Raw genomic sequence first — 21,679 nt, forward strand, 5'->3', positions numbered from 1 at the left:
AAGAGTCATGTTCACTTGCAGAATCCTCTTGTAGTGTAAACTTTTGTAATGAAATGTCATTTTACATTTTCTTTTTAGTAAATATTTCCTAAATTTCAATCCATAAGAATAATATATGAGTGTAATCTTTTCAACGTGCCATCGTAGCTCCCATCTTATATTTAGCAGCTATTTTGTTTTTTTAGAAGTCGTTCTTACTTAAGCAGAGACTGACTCTGGCTATTGCAATCCAATTTGCGATTTCACTTGCAGAATCCCGCCTTGGAAAGAAAAATTCGCATTAGCCCCAATCGCCCCTTCTCCCTTATACATGTAGACGATCGTGTGTCCTTCCTCTCCCTTTTTCCCAACCTCAGCAAGCAGTTTGCCTTCTCCGCCCACTATTTTTTTCACTTCCTCCAAGCTCATCCCATTTTCAATCTGTTCAAATTCACTCTTCGTGATCGTTGCTTTCTCTGTCGCTGCAGGAGCAGTCGCTTCTTGTGTTGGTGTAGCTGGCGCGGTTGCTTCAGCTTCAGCTGGAGCCGTGCCAGTTGGCGTTGTTGGCACAGGTGCTACCGTATTTCGTTGATTGCCCGGAGCTACATCCAGCCAACCTGACAATTCTCGACAGAGACGAATGATACCTCCAAGACTTTTCGGGCATAAACATGCAAAAAGAGCCTCGTACAAGGCTCCCTTTGCGTTTCCATTACTCTTTTACATAAAGCTGATACATCCCGGTTTCTTCATCCGTTGCCTTTGCAATTCGAAAAGCTGCTTCCACGCTTTTCTTGTTTTGAATTACCTCGTAGAAAAAGCGCAGGGCGAACATCAGCGCAGAATTTCCGTCCGGGTAATCATCTGGCCCGATATACGTATGGCAACCACTGTCCAGAAAGGCCTTCGCTAATTCGGGATCACCAAGCGAGCATCCGTTACCTAACACGATTTTTCCATCCAGCTTGGCAAAACGTCTAACCTCGTCAGAGCCAAAGTCACCCTTTGGTTCTCCTTCCTCGTAAACGTCCTCGCCTAGCTCTGGCATAATGAGGCTACCCTCATCTCCATGGAAATTCAGAACAATCATATCGGTATTTGGGTAAAGGTCGGTGCCATTCAATACATCAATCAAATCGCTTGGTCGACCAATCCAGTACGTAAAGACTCGAGCTCCAAAATACTCAAGTGTATTTCGGATTGCTTGGCTATCCAGATCCGTATCCGGACCAATTACTAAGGCAACATTCATTTCAGGTTTACTCATCGTGATATTCCTCCATTTGCTTGTAAGTGGTGTTTATTTGTGGGTAAACAAAACCATTTACGTGGAGGGGGTCGGGCCAACTGGTGAATGGCAAGACGTTACTTCCTAATCATCAAGTAGGAAAACTCCTCTTCAATTGGAATATTTTATAAATTTTCAGTAGTATATCACCCAAAACTTGGCATGTAAAGTTTCCCTCATTACGCAAACCCTTTTTTGATTTTGGTCTTCATATCACGATACAGCTCTCCGTATGTGATCGCATGCTCGATATGCGAATAGGAAAGCACGGAATCGCCATCCTTGCTCTCGCAGCACGCAAAGAATAGGCTTTCCATCAGATTGTGATTCTCGATGGAATTGGTAATATGAACGCAATCCTCAATCGAATCATGAGCGTCATGCTTGTAAAAAAGAAACGTCCCTTCTTTGAATGCCCCTTTTTTGTTGGCGTCTTTCCAGATGAGCATGCCCAAGGTAATAAAATACCCTTCCTGGAAGCGGATGACGCCTGTAATGACAGAATTAATCGTGGTCGGAATGATCGCAATCGAGTCATTGAGCTCATTGACGTATTCATACAACGCTTTATTGGATTCTCGAAGATCAGCGATTGGTACATGAAGAAGCTGCTTGTCTCTTAACTTTTCTACGAGTTGCTGAACGCATAGCGTCTTATTCAAAGTTGAAATCACAACCTCATCACTTCTCCCATTGTAAGTAAGTGCCTTCTTTACGTTATTCGTGATGAAATGACATATCCCTACAAAATCCGCACAAATCTTCTTACTTTTTCAGCGAGAATCAAATCCCTCTCTTACCTAAGACGTCCAAAAGCCCTTCACGCCTTTTTGTGACGAGAAGGGCTTCTTGGCGCAAATTTACGCCTTTCCTTTTAGGTAATCATCCTTTATCTTCTTTTCCTGTTCAGCGGTGGTCATGTCTTTCTCCAACACCTGATACATCAATTCATCCTTTACTTGGCGAGGGACTCCTTTTTCCTGATGATTTGGGACAGATGAACTCGAGACAGAGTCATGTTCCATACTGCGTACCTCCATGGCTTTTTGGGGTTAGCTTACCCGAAAGCGCCCACTCCATTCACCACACCCGCTGAACACGGAGCATTTCACGTAGTTCATCGACCGAACGCGGAATATGTCCGCCCAACTCGCGCTTCCACTGCTCAGGCAGTGCCTCCCACACATCAACGAGCAACGGCATACCCAGATGAAGACTCTCCAGCATGGCTCTGTTTTCCAATGCCTCCTGCGGATCTCCCGCGAACACAAGCCTGCCTGCATCCATGATGCAAATCCACTCGGCCCATTCAAAGGCAATATCCATATCGTGTGTTGCCATCAAAACAGTTGTTCCTTGCCGGTGAATGGCATCGAGCTCCCGCAGCAAATTTTTGGTCTGATAGCGATCCAAATACGCAGTAGGCTCGTCCAATAGCAAAAGCTCTGGCTCCATGACCATGACCCCCGCGAGCGCCAGCCGCCGTTTTTGTCCCAGGCTCAAATGATGAATCGGAGCTTCTGCCAGCTCTCTCAACCCGAATGCATCCAGCACCTTTTCTACCTTTGCCCGGATTACTTCCACAGGCAGCTTCTGATTGCATAAACCGTAGGATATATCTTCTGCGACCGTGCTTGCGATCAACTGATGCTCGGGATCTTGAAAGACCAAGCCCACCTTTTGCGTCATCTCTTGCAATGCGGCTCGCTTGTAGACAAGCGGTTTTCCCTTCCACAGCACTTGTCCCTGCTGTGGCTCGATGATTCCGTTTCCATGCAAGAACAAAGTCGACTTCCCACAGCCATTCCGTCCCAAAAGAACACATTTCTTCCCCTCAGGAATCCATAAGGACAGCCCTGACAGGACAGGTCCTCGCCCTCCCGGATACGTGTACTGCAAATCGATGAACTCCAACAACCGTGATGTCATAACCGCCAACCTCCTGTCCACCACTCAAGCAGCACCAGCAGCATACAGCCTGCGATTGCCTCCCACTCATAGCGGCGTGAGCGGGCATGGGTATGAAACGAGAGCACCTGCATGCTCTCCCCAAAGCCCCTAGCCGCCATTCCTTTGTGCAAGGCTTCGTATTTGCGCATTGCTCTGACAAACAATTGCGCAACGAGAACCCCTGCATCCCGAAGCGTCGCTCGGAAGCCGCGATGACCTCCGCGCGAACGTTGGGCAATCCAGAGCTGATGAGAAATCGTTACCAACACAAAAATAAACCGATACATGATCATTAATAAGTCAGTTACAAGGACAGGCATACGTAGCCGGCGAAGCACCTGCAAAATATCAGCAAACGGCACGGTAAACAAAATGAAAGCAAAGCAGGATAAGCTCGCCATGGTACGCCAAAACAAGATCCAAGCTTTACTGAAGGACGACATCGGCACATAGAGCACATAAGAACCCAGCTCCCATGCTGCCGCGACCTGGACCTGCACTTCTCCTGCTCTCGCCCCTTCAACTAGTAGAGCAGGAAGCCCCGCAGCGAAAAACGAGAGCGACACGATCATAAAGGTAAAATAGATACGGACAGGAATCCGGGCATACACCACTACCCATACCGTCATCCACACAGCGACAGCCATCTGCATCCATACATGTCCTACCAGGACGAGCAGTAACAATGCGCTCGCCAGTAATAGCTTATGAGCAGGCGGCAGACGTTTCAGCCTGTTTTGATAAGAGAGAGAATCAAGCTGCAGACCGTTCATTTTTTCCGCTTATCCAACCGGCCTTTGTACAAGCCCACGGCGTAGCCAACCACTCCCGCTCCCAACGCCGCCTGCACCGCAAACAATAGACTCTCCGTCTCTCCCCCTGGCGGCTCTATCAGCGGCTGGAACCACGGTTCGTAGTTCGGGGCGATTTCCTTGATCGCTTCCTCTGCCACGCCATCTGCGCCGCCAAATTCCGAATCCTGAACCAGCAACAGCGGGACAATAGCCAGTACGATTACTCCAATGAGTAAAAGCCAGTTCCATCCTTTTTTCACAGCGATTCCTCCCGTTTGAGCAAACGAAGCTGTGTAAGCTCTTTTGCGTTGTAAGATAACAACCAGTTCCAAACAAGAACGGTCAACAGACCTTCACTGATGGCGAGCGGTACTTGCGTGAATGCAAAAATTCCTGCGAATTTGGCAAACGAGGCCAACACTCCGCCAGATTCAGCTGGAAATGCGAGTGCCAGTTGAAGCGAAGTCACTACATAGGTAGCGAGATCAGCCAAAGCCGCCGCCGCAAAAACCGCCAGTCGCTGGCTTCCTGCCACTTTCATGATCAACCGATAGATTCCGTATGCCACCATTGGTCCTACCACTGCCATAGATACAGCATTCGCCCCTAGCGTAGTCAAACCTCCATGCGCCAATAGCAGGGCTTGAAACAAGAGCACCATGCTCCCTAGCACAGACATCGCAAAAGGTCCAAACATAATGGCACCGAGGCCCGTTCCAGTCGGGTGAGAGCTGCTGCCTGTAACCGAAGGGATTTTCAGTGCAGATAAAACAAAGGCAAACGCTCCTGCAACGCCAATTAGGAGCTTCATTTCGGGATGTTCTTTTACAATTTTGTTAATCGAGCGAATCCCAAGAATAAAAAATGGCAAGAAGACAGCCCACCAAAATAAGGCCCAGGATAAAGGCAAATACCCTTCCATGATGTGCATCGCGTGTCCTGTCTCAGGTTCATTGAGCAAAAAATACAGGACGAAGCCCGCGATCATCAGACAAGTAGATACGAGACGAGATCGATTCATGTTCATTCCTCCTTCACTCACTTTCGTTCTTTCCTCCAAACAAAAAAATCCCATCCATCAATGGACGAGATGTGCACACAAAACAACAGACTGACTAGACAGCCTCATTGCCTCGTATTCACCGCTCCTTTCCGCGAAGGTTCTGTGGGTGTGGCTACTAGGTAGGTCTCCTGGCTTCCAGATCCATGCGCTCCTTGTCCTTCCCCATACGAAAATGAGTGGTTTCCTTCTCAAAGAGAGCTCCCTGGTTACAGTGGCGGGACCGCTCGGGACTTTCACCCGATTCCCTGTTACCCTTTATGCGTCACATAAAGGCACCTAACGCCGACTATATGCAATTGACTGACAATTCATGTTTGTCCCACATCATTATACCGGATCACTACATAAATCGGAAGAATATAAGCGAAAACGCATAAGTCGATGACCCTTACAAACGGAGCCATCGACCTATGCATACTTTGTTTTATCTATTCTTTTGCGTCTACGCCAATCACTTCACTAATATGTTTAAAGCCATCGCGTTGCATGAGCTTCAGCAGTTTTTTGTTGATTTGCTTGGCGATACCTGGGCCCTGATAAATCATCCCTGTATACACCTGAACGAGACTAGCTCCTGCCCGGATTTTCGCGTAGGCGTCTTCCCCGTTATAAATACCGCCGACACCAATAATTGGTACCTTATCTCCTACTTCTTGATAAATCTCCTTCACCCAAGCCGTGGAACGCTCTGTAAGAGGTCTTCCGCTCAAGCCGCCCGCTTCCTCGGCAAATCGATGTCCGGAAACCGCCTCGCGTGATAGTGTCGTATTGGTAGCAATAATTCCGGAAATGCCTTCTTCTACAGCAGCGTGAACCACATCGCGCATGTGCTCATCTGACATGTCTGGCGCTACTTTCAACAAAATCGGCTTTTTCTTGATGGAACGCGCTTCCATTTCGGTTGCCTTTTCCCTTACTGCACGCACCAAATGACGCAAGCTCTCTGTTTCCTGCAAGTCACGCAGATTCGGGGTATTCGGAGAGCTGATGTTAATGACGAAATAGTGACCGTATGCATAGAGCATGTCCATACATTTGCTATAGTCGACGGCCGCTTCTTCATTGGGCGTTACTTTGTTTTTCCCAATGTTAATCCCAATCGGAACATCTGAGTATGCGTAATCGACCAAATGCTGGGAAGCCAAATACGCACCGTGATTGTTGAAGCCCATTCGGTTAATGACAGCTTGATGTTCCGGCAATCGGAACAATCGGGGCTTCGGATTGCCTGGCTGCCCCTGCGGCGTCAATGTCCCGATTTCCACAAATCCAAAACCAAGGGCACCCAACGCATGGTAGACTTCTGCATTTTTATCAAAACCGGCTGCAAGTCCGACTGGATTCGGAAACGTCATTCCCCACAGCTTATTCTCCAACCGCTGGTCTTTTACCTGATAGATCATCTTCAGGATGCTTTTGCCTGGAGCAGAATCCTCCACCAGCCTTAAGGCACCAATTGTCTTTTCGTGAATCTCTTCCGCATCTTGCTGGAACAGATATTTTCTTATGAGCTGATACATCGGCTGCACTCCTTACTCCGTTTCTACCTTTTTACCTCATAGTAGAATACCATACTTTTTCGGGAGGATGTAACCTTTATACGTGATACATATTTCCAGCCAAGCAGGCAAATCCTAACAGCACCACCACGCACAGGGGGATAAGTCTTTCATGAAAGTGGACGGAAAAATCGGGATTGGTCAAGCCATTATGGTGATGATGCTGACGATCGGCATTACGAACCACGTAACCGTTATCCCCCTCTTATTGAGTAAAGCCGGAAGAGATGCTTGGTTGAGCGTGTTGATTGCCGGTATCCCTTTTTCCTTCTGGGCGTACTTGCTGTTTGTGGTTAATCGAAGTACGAAGCAACAGTCTTTGCATGAATGGCTTGCGCAACGCTCAGGAAAAATCGTCAGCCATCTGTTGCTCACCCCGATCATGGTCTGCCTGTACATGATGGCCCTAACCAACCTGATCGATACCCAGACATGGACGACCGTCAACTACTTGCCTCGAACACCCGAGTGGGTGACCGCATTAGCCTTAATGGGTTTATGCATACTCGCGTCAATCGGGGGAATAACGTCCGTAGGAATCACAGCAGGAATCTTGTTGCCTGTCGTGGTTTTGCTCGGATTTTTCATCGCTTTTGGCAATATTCCTAAAAAGGATTATAGTCTTTTGTTGCCGCTTTTCCAGCATGGGTATCGTCCTCTTCTTCACGGGATGCTCTATGTAGGCGGCGGTATTTCAGAGATGTTTCTGCTGCTATTGCTCCAACCTCACGTACGTAAGCCCTTGCGCCTCGTACACTTTTTGGTCATGCTCGGCATCACGCTTCTGCTGACACTCAGTCCGTTGACAGGGGCTATTGCGGAATTTGGACCTATAGAGTCTGCGCGCCAACGCTTTCCGGCATTTGAGCAATGGCGGCTACTCACGATTGGAAAAGACATCGAGAACATGGAGTTTTTCTCCATTTTCCAATGGCTCGCTGGGGCTTTTATACGCATCACGATTTGCTTGCTGCTCTTGGGAGATTTACTCACCATCCGTACCCAAAAAGAACGCAGATTCATGATGATTTTTCTAGGCGGAAGCATGATCGCCTTTACCAGCCTCCCATACAGCGACATGCAGTTCGTATCATTTCTGACGCACGTATACTATCCGCTTTACCTAGTCATTATCGTTGTGATTACTCTCGCACTCATGCTGGTTACTCTGCGCAAGCCATCCAGACAGGAGGGAATAGGCCATGACCCTTGAAGAGGAACTGCGGGAAAAATTCGCGCATTGTGCGGACGTCGTTTTTATGCGAACAGTCACAACCGAGGACCAGCCTGTATTGATGCTTTATTGCGAAGGACTTGCAGACGTTCGTCAATTACAAGATACGGCATTGCCGCAATTGGAGCGATTCCTGGCTATTGGTGATTTGCGTTCCTTGCCTCTTTTCCCGCTCTTCACGAATCCAGAGTTGTGGGTAGAGCGACTGTTTGCAGGAGATTTGCTGATTTTCATTGGAGACTCTCCTCCATTCGCCTGGGATATCTCCAATCGACCGGAGCGCGGCCCTGAGGAAGCCAATACAGAAATATCGATCAAAGGTCCACGCGACGGCTTCGTCGAGGATCTCTCCACGAACGTAGCTCTCATTCGCAAGCGTATGCGAACCATTACCCTGGCCTATGAGCCTTTTATTCTCGGAACACGCTCGCGTACAAGAGTTGCGATGCTGTATATCACAGATGGAGTATCTTCGGATCTCGTGGAGATGATGCGCGAGAGGCTCCTCAATTGTCGGTCAAAAAAAATCTTGAATAGCGCTATCCTGGAGAAATTACTCAGTGACAATACTCATTCGCTGTTTCCGTTAGTTGATTATACGGGACGTCCTGACTATGCAATTTACATGCTACTGCAAGGGAAAGTGGTCATATTGGTAGACGGCTCACCTTTGGCAATCGTGGCACCGGTTACCTTGCTCGAACTCATCAAATCTCCCGAAGATGATCAGTATCCGGTTTCTTATGTATGGTTGGAACGCATTCTGCGTTTGGGTGGATTTTGGATCGCGATTTTTCTTCCTGGCTTCTGGATTGCGCTGTCCGCTTATAACGTAGAGCAATTTCCTTTTCAATTGCTCGCTACCGTTACACAAGGCCGAAAAGGGCTGCCATTTTCCGCGCCAATGGAGCTATTTATCATCTTGTTTATCTTTGAATTTCTGCGCGAAGCAGGTGCCCGCTTGCCCAAAAACGTCGGGCAGACGTTGGCATTAGTCGGCGCACTGATTATCGGGGATGCTTCCATTCGTGCAGGACTGACATCGCCCTCAATGCTGTTTATCGGCTCCTTGACAGTCGTTGCCTCCTTTACACTGGTCAACCAGGCATTAAGCGGAGCTGTTACCGTGGCACGTTTCGCTGTTTTCTTCCTTTCCGCAACCATCGGCATGTACGGCTTTATCCTCGGGATGATTGCCATCGTATACTATTTGTCCACCTTGACCTCCTTTGGCAGATCGTATATTTTGATGGGTTCATCCAACTCCTTGTCCACCCTGTTCATTGTTTTATTCAAGTCCATGACCAGTTTTTTACGGACGAGATCGGCTAAGGGTGGCGATCCCAAATGAAATGCATGCGGATTGCTTCTGCTATGCTGCTGTTGGCAACGACTCTTCTTAGCGGCTGCTGGGACCAGAAATCGATCCAGGATCTTCGCTACTTATCTGCCATGGGCATCGATTACGTCAACAATGAGTATGTTCTATACGCCCAATCCACCGATCTGTCTACCGTCGCGAAGCAGGAGTCATCAACTACCCTTCAAGCACCACCTGCGACCATTTCGATCGGAAAAGGGAAAACACTTCAATCTGCCTTTGATAACCTGCAAAAAAACGCGCAGGTGCCCGTATTTCTAGGCTTTGTATCCTCCCTCGTATTTCATGAGCGTCTCTTGCAAAAGGGCATTATCACCTCCCATGATATTATGAATCGATACGGTCTGATTCGTTACACCAAATGGGTATTCGGAACACGGGAGCCGATTGACAAAGTGTTAAGCTCTCATTCTTTGGTCGGATTTTCTCCATTGGACTCTCTGTTGCATCAGCCAAAGGATGTTTATGAGCAACGTTCGTTTATCGAGCCGATCCAATTTTTTCGGTTTATCTCGGACTTTTGGGAGCCAGCAAACACCGTGTTATTGCCAAACATCACGCTGTACGAGCGTTCCTGGAAAGAAAATAACCGTTTTATTTCTCGTCTCTCCATCGATGGCATCCACGCCATTCATCGTGGAAATTGGCAGGGTTACTTCCCCAATCGTGATTTAATGGGGATTCGGTGGATGAATCCTGACACAAAATTTGCTGGCCTCGTTGTGAGACAAAACAACATTCCCAAAGCAACAATGCGTATCGAACACGTCCAATTGGACATCATTCCGATTACCACCGGAGATCATCCTCGTTATCAGGTCAATGTTCGGCTTAAGGGGTTCGTTCGTGAAATGATGAGTACGGTTACACCTGCTTTCGTAGAAAAAAGCTCCGAAGAACAGGTAGCCGAGCAGATTCGCGGGACGTTTCTGAAAGGAGTCAAAGCAGGGGTTGATCTATATAGCCTGGAGGAAGCTTTGTTTAAACAAGACTACCAGGCTTGGCGAAAGTACGAAATACGCAAGCGCAATAAGCTCACACCTGATTCCCTGACCCAAATCCAGGTGCATATGTACTTAAGTGATTCCGGAAAAATGAAGATGGATTCGGTCAAATACCCTGACCCGCTTCGGCCGAATGAATAAATAATAAAAAAACTGCTTGCCGTAAGCTCGGACAAGCAGTTTCTTCTATCATCTATTTACCGTTGAAGCTAGTTTTTCACCAGCAAAACTTCTTCGATAGAAGCATACGGCAGGTTATGCGCATCTGCGACAGCCTTGTAAGCTACTTTACCGTCGATGACGTTTACGCCTTTCGCCAATGCTTTGTTGTCGCGAATCGCTTGTGCGTAGCCTTTGTTTGCCAATTGTACCGCGTAAGGAACGGTTACGTTGGTCAGGGCCAATGTAGATGTACGAGCGACTGCACCAGGCATATTGGCTACCGCGTAGTGAATCACACCGTGCTTCTCATAGGTTGGCTTGTCATGAGTCGTGATGCGGTCAACGGTTTCAATCGATCCACCTTGGTCAATCGCAACGTCTACGATCACAGAACCAGGTGACATCTCTTTAACCATGTCTTCTGTTACCAGACGCGGAGCACGAGCACCTGGAATGAGTACAGCGCCAACCAGCAAATCTGCTTTTTTCACAGCGTTTGCGATGTTGAAGGAATTGGACATCAGTGTCTGAACGCGGCCTTGGAACAGGTCATCCAGTTGGCGCAGACGGTCTGCGTTTACATCGATAATGGTTACATTTGCACCCAGTCCAAGCGCCATTTTCGCTGCGTTTGTTCCGACGATCCCGCCGCCGATTACGACTACCTCGCCTTTTGGTACGCCTGGTACGCCACCGAGCAGAACGCCTTTTCCACCGTATTGCTTTTCCAGGAATTGCGCGCCGATTTGAACAGACATGCGGCCTGCTACTTCAGACATCGGCATCAGCAGAGGCAGAGCGCCATTGTCTAGCTGAATGGTTTCGTAAGCGATTGCAATCACTTTTTTATCGATCAATTCACGAGTCAATTCAGGCTCTGGTGCGAGATGCAAATACGTGAACAGAATCAGACCCTCGCGGAAATATCCGTATTCAGCAGGGAGTGGTTCTTTTACTTTCATTACCATGTCAGACGCCCATGCCTCTGCTGCTGTTTCTACGATCTCAGCGCCTACTGCCTTGTAATCTTCATTCGTAAAACCACTGCCTTGCCCTGCACTTGTTTCTACACGAACGGAATGTCCGTTTTGTACCAGAGCAGCTACACCTGCTGGGGTAATGGCTACGCGGTTCTCATTATTTTTAATTTCTTTTGGAATTCCAACGATCATGATAAGTATGTCCTCCTTGGAAACGCCAATTTCTTTGCGGTTACTATTATTGTACAGCGTATCTTCGGGCATACTCCTTGGAGATTCCTTTAATTTTAGCGTCTTTTCATTTGTGAAAATTCACAAACAAACTACTGTTCCCCATCTAATTTGGCTATTTTCAACTCTAAATATAAGGCAGCCCGCTGGTTCATATTGTCGAGGTCGACACGCATGATCTCTTCAATTCGTCTCAGCCGGTAGCTCAACGTATTGATGTGGATATGCAAACGCTCTGCTGTCTTGTTGACCTTGCCAGCGGCATCCAAAAAAGTCTCCAATGTCGTCAAGAGCGTGGTCTGGTTGTCGCGATCATACTGTCTAAGCTTTTCCAGCCGTTCATTCTGATAGCCCTGCTCCTCCTCCCACTGTTTCAGTTGTAGTAAATATCGATAAATCCCAAGCTCGTGGTACCCGTGAATCCCTTCATTTTCCTGCGGAAACAGCTTCTTGATCTTGAGTGCATGCAGCGCTTCCCTGTAGCTTTTCACAATATCCGTATAGGACTTGTAATCTCTCCCGTACCCGGCAATCACCTGGCGTCCTTCCGTGACATGTGCTTCGAGCTTGCCGAGCGAGTCGGCGAGAAACTGTTCCACCTTGCGAATGAGCACGTCGCTCTTCTCTTTTTTCGCATCGGATAGACCGATCAACAAGATGATTTGCGAGCCGTCGACAACCCAGAGCAGCTTGTCACGCATTAATAACGGATACAAGTACTGATCCAGACGGGCTCCCGCCGCTTCAATAATACAGATTAAATAACAGGTCGGAAGCTGCATCTGCAAGGTGTCCGCTTTTTGCCGAATGACAGCCTCACTGCTGTGATTCCCCAGCAACAGCTCCCACAGAAATTCCTTCCGTCGCTGTTCCTCCGCCTTGCGTTTCCCCTGCCGCTGGATGAGACGCGAGACAGCTACGCGAGCTGCTTGACGAAGAATTTCGTCATCGTCCTGGGTAATCGGTCGATTCACCTCTTGTGCCCAAATGTAACCGAGCACGTCGCTCCCTCTGCGAATGGCAATTGCCACGCGCTTCCCCAAGCCGATTTCGTCCTTGGCCGGGATGTGTACGGGGTCGTCTTTCGTTAACAGCTCCTGGAATACGCCGTCCTTCCAGAGGCGCGTCAGTACTTTTTCCGGTACCCGTCGCCCCATGATGGTAGACCAGCGCGCTTCGTCTGTGCTTTCTCCGTGTGAACTGTAAGCAATCAGTTTATGATCGGCATCTTCAACCGTTATCGGATTTTGCAAAAGTTCACCAATGACATCAGCTAATTCGTCGATATCAGCATGCTGATACTGTTGAAAATAGTTAGGCTCTACGGGCACACTTTCACCTCTTTACCGCTCTTTTCTACGCGTTCCTCTATTATAGTAGAAAACATGACTTCGCTAAACGCTCTCGCTCAATTAATGAGGAGCGGTCGGAATCCTGTCACTGTCATGCGAATTGACACAAAGGAATTTAGTGACCTCGCCTGTACGGTTCACCCAGTTGTGCGGTACGGAGGATTCCATGTGAACGCTGTCGCCAGGGAACAAATCATGCTCCTCTTCCCCGAGCAAAAGTGTCAGCACACCTTCAAGGACGTAAATAAACTCTTGCCCCTTATGTGCAAAAGGCGTGCCTTTCTCTCCGTGCGGTGAAAGCGTGACGAGAATCGGTACGAGCGACGGATTTGCCAATTGACCGGACAGGTCCTCATACATAAATGGCGCACGCTGAAGCTGGGATCGCGCTCTGCTCGCCCTGCGCACCCGCTCATTTCCTCCAATCGACTCGCCCGAAAAGAAATAGCCTGGGCTCACTCCCAAGGCTTCCGAAATTTTTTTCAATGACTCCAGCGTAATGGAAGACTTCCCACGCTCTACTTGGGACAAAAAGCTGATCGACAGCTGTGTTTTTTCCGCAATTTGTTTGAGTGTCTTCTTTTTGCCGACACGAAGCGATTTGATCAATACACCAATGGTAGGTTCCATTTGCATACCTCGCCGTAAAAAGGATAGGTCTATCATACTCTTTCCTGAAAAAAGCTGTAAAGTTAGCATAAGGATCAATTTTTACTATTGCTCGAAATTATATTGCATTTTATAATCTTTACTATTATCAGATTTGTAATCGTTTTATTTTTAAAAATTGAAGTAGTACTTCACTTTCTTGAATTGAAGTGACACTTCAATATCTACTGACAAAGGAGGATTACCCGATGGCATTACAAACACAAGCGGGCGTTTCTAAAAAGGTTCAAAACAAAGCGTTGGTCGCGAGCCTGATTGGCAGCTCCATTGAGTGGTTTGACTTTTTTCTGTATGGAACCATGGCATCGCTCGTATTCAACAAGCTATTTTTTCCTTCTTCTGATCCAACTGTAGGCTTACTGCTCTCTTATCTCTCATTTGGTCTTCCCTTTTTCATCCGGCCCTTGGGTGGCGTGATCTTCAGTCATATTGGGGACAAAATCGGCCGTAAAAAGACGCTTGTCTTGACGTTGTCGCTGATGGGAGGCGCTACCGTCCTGATCGGTTTGCTGCCTGATTACAATGCCATTGGCATCTGGGCTCCCATTCTTCTCGTGCTGATGCGTTTGATTCAAGGCTTGGGGATCGGCGGTGAATGGGGAGGTGCATTGCTTCTCGCCGTAGAGTACTCCGGCAAAGGCAGACGCGGCTTTTTTGGAAGCATCCCGCAAATGGGGGTAACGATCGGCATGCTGCTCGGCACGTTGGCCATTTCTTTAATGAGTGCGCTTCCCGATGATCAATTCATGTCTTGGGGCTGGCGAATTCCATTTCTGTTGAGTGCAGCGCTTGTCTTTTTAGGACTCTGGATTCGCAATGGCATCGATGAAACACCAGCTTTTCAAGAAGCAAAAAAGACGGGGAACATTGCGAAGGTTCCCATCGTAGATACATTTCGTTACCACTGGAAAGCCGTTCTGATTGCCGTCGGAGCCAAAGTGGTAGAGACGGCGCCGTTCTATATTTTCTCGACGTTTATTATTGCCTACGCGACGAACTACTTGGGCTACGACCGAATTACGGTACTCAATGCCGTGACGATCGCCACATTGGTGACAACCATCGCGATTCCGTACATGGGCATACTGTCGGATAAAGTGGGAAGAAAGCCTTTGTATATCGCGGGAACGATAGCGATGATGCTGTTTGCATTCCCTTACTTTTATATGCTGTCATGGAAATCAGCCCTCTGGCTTACCGTCGCTACCGTCATCGGACTCGGGATTCTCTGGGCTCCAGTCACAGCCGTATTGGGTACGATGTTCTCCGAAATTTTCAGTACGAATGTACGCTATACAGGGGTAACGGTCGGCTACCAGCTCGGTGCTGCTTTGGCGGGCGGTACTGCTCCACTGATCGCTACTGCCTTGTTAAGCTCCTTTAACTCCTGGGTGCCAATCGCTTTGTACATCGTCATTTCCGGGGTTATTTCTCTTATTGCGGTTTCTGCTACGAAGGAAACAAAGGACTTGGATTTGGACGAATCCTGATGGAAAGGAAGAATGTCATGCTTATATTAAGCCGTGAAAACATTGAACAAATTTACACGATGAAAGATTGCTTGGAAGATGTGGAGCAGGTCTTCCGTGAGCATATGCTGGGGAACGTCACCACCCCTGTTCGTACTGCCATTGACCATCCGAAATACGGAGCAACCAGTCTATATATGCCGTCCTATTTGGAAACGGACGATTATGTAGCGGTAAAAATCATCAGCATTTTCCCCGAGAATCACAAGCATGATATCAAAGCCCTCCAAAGCGTGATCGTGTTGACCGAAGCAAAAACAGGGCAGCATGTAGCGATGATGGACGCAAGCCTGTTAACGATTATGCGCACAGGTGCAAGCAGTGGCGTTGCCACCAAATACTTGGCAAAAGAAAATGCGCAAAGCTGCGCTGTATTGGGCTGCGGGGCACAATCGATCGGACAGATTCAAGCCGTCATGGAGGTCCGTGCGCTGACAAACATTTATCTCTATAACCGCACTCGTGAGAAAGCAGACGAAATGAAACAAACACTCCTCTCCCTCTACCCGGAGTGGCAAGGCGAAGTCACGGTTATGGATGATGCCAATGAAGCGGTGGCAAATGCCGAAATCGTGATTTGCAGCACCAAGGCTACCAGCCCGTTGTTTGATGGAACACACTTGCGTCCCGGTACGCATATCAATGCCATCGGTGCTTTTCTTCCTCATATGCAAGAGGTCGACTTGACTACCGTACAAAACAGCAAAGTTGTGGTGGATACACTGGAGGGAGCTCGGCACGAAGCAGGCGATCTGCTCATTCCGATCGAACGCGGAGAATGGAGCTTTGAACAAATGCACGCTGAGCTGGGGGACATTCTGATTGGGAAAAAGCCTGGCCGAGAAAACGATGAAGAAATCACGCTGTACAAATCTGTGGGGATTGCCTATTTGGACACAGCGGTTGCCAAAACGGTCTTTGAACGGGCGAAAGCCAACGGCATTGGAACAGAAATCAGCTTGTAAATATCATGAGCTACAGAAAAACAGCCGCCCTCCCACCCGGGATTTGGCGGCTGTTTGCTTTTTCCTGTTTACAAAAGTCGTGCGATTGCATCGAGAATCTGCTCTTTTTGAAAAGGCTTTACGACGAAATCACTCGCTCCTGTCCTCATCGCTTCCAGCACCTTCTGCCGATGCCCGACTGCTGAGCAGATCAAAATTTTGGCATCACAGTCAAAATCCAGGATGTGACGCATGGCTTCAATCCCGTGCATGTGCGGCATGGTAATATCCATGGTCACAATATCTGGCTTGAGTTCCTTGTACTTTTCAATTGCCTCCAAACCATTGCTCGCTTCTCCACAAACTTCATGTTGCTCGCCTAACATATCCGTCAGCACCCTTCTCGTGAAGGCTGCGTCATCTACTATCAGCAATCGGGCCATGCAGTCTTATCCCCTCGCATCTCGCTTGCTATTCTACTTCCTACTTTTGCAGAAATCGCAAGTCTTGTCCACGAGAGAAAATGACTTCTTTTGTCGAATAGCGCCAAATCCGATCGGCATTATGAAATAAATCCGATTCGCTCGCTGCTCTCATTCGAACCGCTGTCGTTGGCGGGGTCGGCTGTCCCGATCGACGCCAAAGGGCTATCTGGTTTTGGGTGTGGAGTGGTCTCTCCAATCTCCGGTCGATCGACCTGTGTAACCTCATCAGGAATATGAATCTGGGGGATTTCCACCATATCGTTTTCCATCGCTTCTACGCCTCCCTTCTGTTCCCTCTTGGTAGGGGGATATGTTCTCCATATGCTTAGCCTGTCCGTATCCCTTTTTTCCATGCACAACCCTGAGAGAACCGATATAATAGGCATGACGTGTATCTATATTTTCAAGTGGATTATGCTTTTTTTCTATGGAGGAATCCCGCATGCCAAAGCTGCTGCCATTTCCCGTCTTATTTACCGGTTTGGTAGTCGGGCTGCTTCTGCTCATTACCAGTCAATTCGTTACAAGCATGAAGCATCTCGATAAAGTCATGAATAAAAGCAGCCATTCTTCTGACAAAGTGCGTGTCGCCCTATTGCTGGAGGGCCCCACTTATGATCAGGGCTGGAACAGCAGTGCACTGGAGAGTATGACAGAACTGCAAAAAAGATTTAACTTTTCACTCGAAATCGCCAATAATATAAAACCGGAGCAGATCAAAAAGGTGGCTGAGAAATATGCAGCCAACGACTATGATCTCATACTCGGTCATGGCCTCATCTTCTCTGATCCTTTTACAGACGTGGCGCTTCGCTATCCGAAATCACATTTTGTTTCCTTTAATGGAGAGGCTCCGCATCCAAATCAGACGACGATTCGTTACGATATGAAGCCTGCCGGCAAGCTTGTCGGTATCCTAGCCGCGAAAATGACGAAATCGGATAAAGTCGGATACATCATGGTAGATAAGCCCACAGAGTTAACTCAAGTAGAAGGCTTTATCGAAGGAGTGAAAAAGGCATCGCCTAAAACCACTATCGTTGTGGGAAAGGTTCCTGATTTTAATGATATTGCGGGGGCCATTCGCACGACTCGCGACATGATTTCACAAGGGGTGGATGTCATCTACACCACAGGCGACAGCTTCAATCTCGAAGTGATTACAGAAGCGCAGCGGGCAGGAGTATTTACCATCGGATATATTGCCGATCAACGCTATATCGCTCCGGAATACGTGCTGGCCTCCATGATGCAGGATGTTCGTCAGTGCTACCGCATCATCATGGAACAGTTTATTCAAGGGGATCTCCCCAATGGAAAAGTCATGTACGGCCTTGCCGAAGGGGTCAACCGTCTCAGTCAATTCGGACACATGGTTCCAGATGATGTACGTGAAGATTTAGAACGGGAACTGCAAAATCTCATTCCTTCCCGTGGCTCGTATGGAGGTTAATCAGCATGCCCCTTTTCAGCAATCTCGGATTTCAGAAAAAAATCATGCTCAGCTATCTCGTAATGATGCTTCTCATCGGCTGCATAACGACCCTGTTCAGTTATCAAATGACAAAGGTCACCTCTGATGAAGTGTATTTGACACAAAACCTCTTACCGCAAACGAGTGCCTTGTTGGAAGTCAAAAACCAGATATACACCAAGACCTATGCGTTGAACATGTATACATTGACACGCGACGAGTCTTACCTGGACCAGTACTATACAAATCTGATCGATACGGCTCGCTTTTCCTCGCTTCCCAAAACCGAGGCGAACAGTGGCTTGTTTACCATTATTGAATCGATATCAAAACTGGACTTTATTTTTTTGAACAAAATCAATCCGTTGCTGCAAGCAGGGAATGTTCCTGCCGTCAGCTATGTCCTTTCCAATGAAGTACAGCCATTGCTCGATCGGTTGGAACGAGATCTGTCTTTTTCACTCAATCAGCTGGAGTATCAGACGAATAAAGAGTTTCAGAATTCGAATGAGAGTATCAAAGTTTCGTTGATCCTGACGTATACGGTTTCCGTAGCCTCTATCTTGTTTGGGCTATTCTGCACGTTTTACTTCCGCAATGAGCTTTTGCGCCCGATCCAGTCTCTGATGCAACAAGCCCGTGAAGTATCGAAGGGAACATTCGGTCAGCAAATTGTCTATACCCATCAAGATGAATTCCTAGAGTTGGCCCAGGAGTTCAATAAAATGTCGAGTAGCATCGCCAATCTATTCGCACAAGATGAAAGGCAACGGCAAATTTTGACCGAAGAAAAAAACATCCGGGAGCAAATCTTAAACTCTCTGCCTGTTGGAATTATTACTCGCTCCCACGCGACAGTCGGTCTTCATGTAAACCAGTTGGCACAGCATTTGGTCAAGCTCGACGATCACGGCTACCCCGTGTCCAAGGATTCCTTTGAAGCACCCACAGGCAATGAGCCGACTCCCTGGTTCGTCAATCGCAAAATGGCTTTGTACAAAAAAGACGACACACCATTCATTGCTCTGGTCTCTTACATCCCTTTGCACAATCATCACCACGATCAGGAAACCGGGTGGATGGTCGCCTTCTTGGACATTACGGAGCAGGAGCAAATTCAAGAGTACTTGAATCAATCCGAGAAGCTGGCCATGGTCGGTCAGCTGGCAGCGGGGGCCGCTCATGAAATTCGCAATCCGCTAACAGTCATCTACGGCTTTATTCAGCTTCTGGAACAGCGTTTATCGAATCAAGAGCGCGATTTGTACTATTTGCCCTTAATCTTGCAGGAAATTGAACGGGTCAACCGCATCGTGACGGAGTTGCTGATGCTCTCCAAACCATCCAAGCCCGATTATCGCGAGGTTGCGTTAACCGGTGTCATTCATTCGATTCTTCCCTTGATGAATGCCGAGGCTATGCTGCATGGGATTGAAATCGTAGATCGCTGTGATCCCGGCATTCGCATTCATGTCGATGTCGAGCAATTAAAGCAAATCCTGCTTAATTTAATGAAAAACAGCATTGAAGCCATGAAAGACGGCGGCATTCTCTCCATTGAAAGCCGCCTGGATGATCAAGCTGTCCATATTCATATCAGAGACACAGGAGAAGGCATTCCCCAAGAATATTTGGTGCGGATATTCGATCCGTTTTTCTCCTTAAAAGAGGATGGGACAGGACTGGGGCTGCCGATTTCGCGGCGAATGGTCGAAAACCACGGTGGGGAGCTGCACGTGAACAGCAAGCTGGGGAAAGGAACGGATATCATCATTACGCTGCCGCTTACACCAAAAGAAGATTAGACTTGCGCATCCAGCCAAGCAAACATTTTGCGCGTATACATCTCCATATCTTCCCCGACAAACAGATGGCTGGCCCCTTGCGCCAGCCATTTTTCATACGGTTTGCCTGCCCGTGTCAGCGCATCTGCCAATTTATGAGCATGCTCCACCCCCACATTCTCATCTTCCGTTCCATGTATGATCAGCACAGGGCAAGAAATCTCGTCCATCCGATACAAAGGTGTCCGATAGCGGTAAGCATCCTCCTGCTTTCGCGGATGACCGATGATTCTGCGCAGCATCCTTCTCAGATCAACCCGCTCCTCGTAGGTCAAAAACATGTCGCTGACACCACTCCATACGACGCAAGACAGCATGCTCTTGCACTCCATTGCGGCAAACAAGGCCATGATGCCACCTCGTGAAAAGCCGTAGACGCTGATTCGCTCCTCGTCCACCTTCTCCATGCTGCGGAGCAATTCAAATGCGGCAAACACATCATGCCTGTCTGCCCCACCGAATTCATCCCGGCCCTCTCCGCCTTCGTTGCCACGGTAATGAGGAGCGAGAATCACGTAGCCAAAAGCAGCCATCTGACTGATTCTCTCTGGTCTGACGCGTCCTACACCTTTAATCCCGCCTCGGCAATACAGGAGAGCCGGCAGACATGCTGTCTCCTGAAAATAAACCTCCGGCACAGCCAATGCAGCTTTTACCAGCAAGTCTTGACTGTAGTAGCTAACGGTATAGAGCCGCACTCCCTGATGGACTGTCTCCTCAGGTGTACATGCGACAAATGGTGAAGTATCTAGCTGCATCCTGTTCACGATTCCTCTCTCTGTGATCTCGTAATCGTATCCACAAGCGTCACCATGGAAGGTGATAGCCATTTCTTTTTATGATAAACAAGCTGAATGGAAAACGGCGCCTTATTTGACTGAAACGGGATGGCTCTGAGCACCCCTTCTGTTAGCTCTCTCTTGACCGCCATGAGCGGCAGCAATGCCACACCCAAACCACAGCGTACACACTGCTTGATCGCTTCCGGATTGCTGAATTGGCAGGCGATTCGTTGGGTCATCCCAACCTCACCAAAAGCCTCCAGCAGCATGCCCCGATACGTACAGCCTTCTTCGGTCAATACAAGCGACTCCCCGCTCAAGTCATGGACAGTGAGTACAGTGGCTGTTGTGAATCGATGAGCGGGTGGCATGACGATCACCAATTCTTCCTCACGAATGACGTGGGTGACTAACTCAGGGTCTGTACAAGGGCGATCGAAAATGATCCCGAAATCGAGATAACCATCCCTGATCTGTTGCACAATTTCTGCTTCGCCAGCCGTCCGCAATACTAAATCAACCTGAGGATATTGCTGGCAAAAAGCCTGTAAATACGGTGGCAGAAAGAACGCCGCCAGTGTATCAATCGTCCCAATGGCAATGGGGCCTGTCGTCTGTTGCTTGATCACTTCTTTAGATTCCCCATACAGACGAATCAATTCCCGTGCGTACGGCAGCAAGGCTTCTCCTGCTTGCGTCAGTCGCAGCTTGCGCCCGTATCGTTCAAATAGCGGGGCTCCATACGACTGCTCCAGCTTTTGCATTTGTGCCGTTACCGTTGGCTGAGCATAGCCCAGTTCTTCTGCTGCCCGTGTAAAACTCCCATACCGGGCTACTTCGCGAAAAGTATGTAAATAGACCAGCTCCATCCCGCTTCCTCCCATAGAAATCAGTAATGATCCTCATTGAATAGTATAGATAACTGTGATGATTACTTCAATGCTATGCTGTGTACATCACCATCACATGTACCGA

23 protein-coding genes and 1 riboswitch are annotated in these 21,679 nt (G+C 48.2%); of the genes, 7 read left to right on the plus strand and 16 right to left on the minus strand.

All coding sequences use genetic code 11. From position 1 onward, the window contains the following. Positions 1-219 precede the first annotated feature (219 nt). The 9 genes from HP567_RS27225 to HP567_RS27265 form a co-directional block, all read right to left on the minus strand. Entirely contained in the window at positions 220-672 is a 453-nt protein-coding gene (locus HP567_RS27225) for a hypothetical protein (protein WP_229088166.1), read from the minus strand. A gap of 19 nt (positions 673-691) precedes the next feature. Then, positions 692-1,246 carry a delta-aminolevulinic acid dehydratase gene (locus tag HP567_RS27230; RefSeq protein WP_173609955.1) on the minus strand — a complete coding sequence of 185 codons (555 nt, stop codon included), beginning with the start codon at positions 1,244-1,246 and terminating at the stop codon, positions 692-694. Positions 1,247-1,446: 200 nt separating this feature from the next. Then, positions 1,447-1,941, minus strand: coding sequence for a hypothetical protein (locus HP567_RS27235; RefSeq protein WP_173609954.1), 495 nt, complete (start codon positions 1,939-1,941; stop codon positions 1,447-1,449). Between the two features lie 186 nt (positions 1,942-2,127). After that, the gene (locus HP567_RS27240; RefSeq protein WP_173609953.1) at positions 2,128-2,292 is read right to left on the minus strand and encodes a hypothetical protein; all 165 of its coding nucleotides are present in this window, start codon (positions 2,290-2,292) and stop codon (positions 2,128-2,130) included. A gap of 55 nt (positions 2,293-2,347) precedes the next feature. Further along, a complete protein-coding gene (locus HP567_RS27245) occupies positions 2,348-3,196 on the minus strand; it encodes an energy-coupling factor ABC transporter ATP-binding protein (RefSeq protein WP_173609952.1) in 849 nt (282 codons plus the stop codon). Then, positions 3,193-3,990 carry a cobalt ECF transporter T component CbiQ gene (gene cbiQ, locus HP567_RS27250; protein ID WP_173609951.1) on the minus strand — a complete coding sequence of 266 codons (798 nt, stop codon included), beginning with the start codon at positions 3,988-3,990 and terminating at the stop codon, positions 3,193-3,195. The genes HP567_RS27245 and cbiQ overlap by 4 nt, the downstream gene beginning before the upstream one ends. Further along, a complete protein-coding gene (locus HP567_RS27255) occupies positions 3,987-4,271 on the minus strand; it encodes an energy-coupling factor ABC transporter substrate-binding protein (protein WP_173609950.1) in 285 nt (94 codons plus the stop codon). The genes cbiQ and HP567_RS27255 overlap by 4 nt, the downstream gene beginning before the upstream one ends. Continuing rightward, positions 4,268-5,032 (minus strand): energy-coupling factor ABC transporter permease, encoded by a 765-nt coding sequence (locus HP567_RS27260; protein WP_016742902.1) that lies wholly within the window; start codon positions 5,030-5,032, stop codon positions 4,268-4,270. Before HP567_RS27260 ends, HP567_RS27255 begins: the two co-directional genes overlap by 4 nt. A 143-nt stretch (positions 5,033-5,175) precedes the next feature. Beyond that, a riboswitch (cobalamin riboswitch) is annotated at positions 5,176-5,369 on the minus strand. 133 nt (positions 5,370-5,502) lie between these two features. Then, entirely contained in the window at positions 5,503-6,594 is a 1,092-nt protein-coding gene (locus HP567_RS27265; RefSeq protein WP_173609949.1) for a quinone-dependent dihydroorotate dehydrogenase, read from the minus strand. Positions 6,595-6,745: 151 nt separating this feature from the next. Between HP567_RS27265 and HP567_RS27270 the strand changes: the two genes are divergently transcribed. The 3 genes from HP567_RS27270 to HP567_RS27280 are packed head-to-tail and all read left to right on the plus strand — an operon-like array spanning position 6,746 to position 10,393. Beyond that, complete coding sequence (locus HP567_RS27270; RefSeq protein WP_173609948.1) at positions 6,746-7,846, plus strand: GerAB/ArcD/ProY family transporter; 1,101 nt, start codon at positions 6,746-6,748, stop codon at positions 7,844-7,846. Continuing rightward, the gene (locus HP567_RS27275; protein WP_173609947.1) at positions 7,836-9,218 is read left to right on the plus strand and encodes a spore germination protein; all 1,383 of its coding nucleotides are present in this window, start codon (positions 7,836-7,838) and stop codon (positions 9,216-9,218) included. The genes HP567_RS27270 and HP567_RS27275 overlap by 11 nt, the downstream gene beginning before the upstream one ends. After that, positions 9,215-10,393 carry a Ger(x)C family spore germination protein gene (locus HP567_RS27280; RefSeq protein ID WP_173609946.1) on the plus strand — a complete coding sequence of 393 codons (1,179 nt, stop codon included), beginning with the start codon at positions 9,215-9,217 and terminating at the stop codon, positions 10,391-10,393. Before HP567_RS27275 ends, HP567_RS27280 begins: the two co-directional genes overlap by 4 nt. Before the next feature lie 68 nt (positions 10,394-10,461). On the opposite strand, the gene ald is transcribed toward HP567_RS27280, so the two are convergent. The 3 genes from ald to HP567_RS27295 all read right to left on the minus strand — a co-directional run bounded on the left by ald (position 10,462) and on the right by HP567_RS27295 (position 13,607). Next, on the minus strand, positions 10,462-11,586 hold the full coding sequence (gene ald / locus HP567_RS27285) for an alanine dehydrogenase (RefSeq protein ID WP_047073211.1): 1,125 nt from the start codon (positions 11,584-11,586) through the stop codon (positions 10,462-10,464). A gap of 131 nt (positions 11,587-11,717) precedes the next feature. Next, on the minus strand, positions 11,718-12,956 hold the full coding sequence (locus HP567_RS27290) for a PucR family transcriptional regulator (RefSeq protein ID WP_173609945.1): 1,239 nt from the start codon (positions 12,954-12,956) through the stop codon (positions 11,718-11,720). Positions 12,957-13,037: 81 nt separating this feature from the next. Next, positions 13,038-13,607, minus strand: coding sequence for a helix-turn-helix domain-containing protein (locus tag HP567_RS27295; RefSeq protein ID WP_173609944.1), 570 nt, complete (start codon positions 13,605-13,607; stop codon positions 13,038-13,040). Positions 13,608-13,834: 227 nt separating this feature from the next. Here HP567_RS27295 and HP567_RS27300 point away from each other — a divergent pair, with 227 nt between their 5' ends. After that, complete coding sequence (locus tag HP567_RS27300; RefSeq protein WP_173609943.1) at positions 13,835-15,136, plus strand: MFS transporter; 1,302 nt, start codon at positions 13,835-13,837, stop codon at positions 15,134-15,136. A gap of 17 nt (positions 15,137-15,153) precedes the next feature. Continuing rightward, entirely contained in the window at positions 15,154-16,140 is a 987-nt protein-coding gene (locus tag HP567_RS27305) for an ornithine cyclodeaminase family protein (RefSeq protein ID WP_173609942.1), read from the plus strand. A gap of 68 nt (positions 16,141-16,208) precedes the next feature. On the opposite strand, the gene HP567_RS27310 is transcribed toward HP567_RS27305, so the two are convergent. Next, positions 16,209-16,562: a response regulator gene (locus tag HP567_RS27310; protein WP_173609941.1), complete on the minus strand. Its 354-nt coding sequence runs from the start codon at positions 16,560-16,562 to the stop codon at positions 16,209-16,211. 119 nt (positions 16,563-16,681) lie between these two features. Further along, the gene (locus tag HP567_RS27315; protein ID WP_173609940.1) at positions 16,682-16,873 is read right to left on the minus strand and encodes a hypothetical protein; all 192 of its coding nucleotides are present in this window, start codon (positions 16,871-16,873) and stop codon (positions 16,682-16,684) included. A gap of 173 nt (positions 16,874-17,046) precedes the next feature. Between HP567_RS27315 and HP567_RS27320 the strand changes: the two genes are divergently transcribed. Together HP567_RS27320 and HP567_RS27325 are read left to right on the plus strand one after the other, a co-directional pair. Beyond that, positions 17,047-18,057: a BMP family ABC transporter substrate-binding protein gene (locus HP567_RS27320; RefSeq protein ID WP_173609939.1), complete on the plus strand. Its 1,011-nt coding sequence runs from the start codon at positions 17,047-17,049 to the stop codon at positions 18,055-18,057. A gap of 5 nt (positions 18,058-18,062) precedes the next feature. Further along, positions 18,063-19,883 (plus strand): sensor histidine kinase, encoded by a 1,821-nt coding sequence (locus HP567_RS27325; protein ID WP_173609938.1) that lies wholly within the window; start codon positions 18,063-18,065, stop codon positions 19,881-19,883. Here HP567_RS27325 and HP567_RS27330 read toward each other — a convergent pair. Both HP567_RS27330 and HP567_RS27335 read right to left on the minus strand, forming a co-directional pair. Next, entirely contained in the window at positions 19,880-20,680 is an 801-nt protein-coding gene (locus HP567_RS27330) for an alpha/beta hydrolase family protein (protein ID WP_173610239.1), read from the minus strand. The genes HP567_RS27325 and HP567_RS27330 overlap by 4 nt on opposite strands. Positions 20,681-20,685: 5 nt before the next feature. Beyond that, entirely contained in the window at positions 20,686-21,573 is an 888-nt protein-coding gene (locus HP567_RS27335) for a LysR family transcriptional regulator (protein ID WP_173609937.1), read from the minus strand. Between the last annotated feature and the right edge of the window lie 106 nt (positions 21,574-21,679).

Source organism: Brevibacillus sp. M2.1A (assembly GCF_013284355.2).
Lineage (GTDB): Bacteria > Bacillota > Bacilli > Brevibacillales > Brevibacillaceae > Brevibacillus.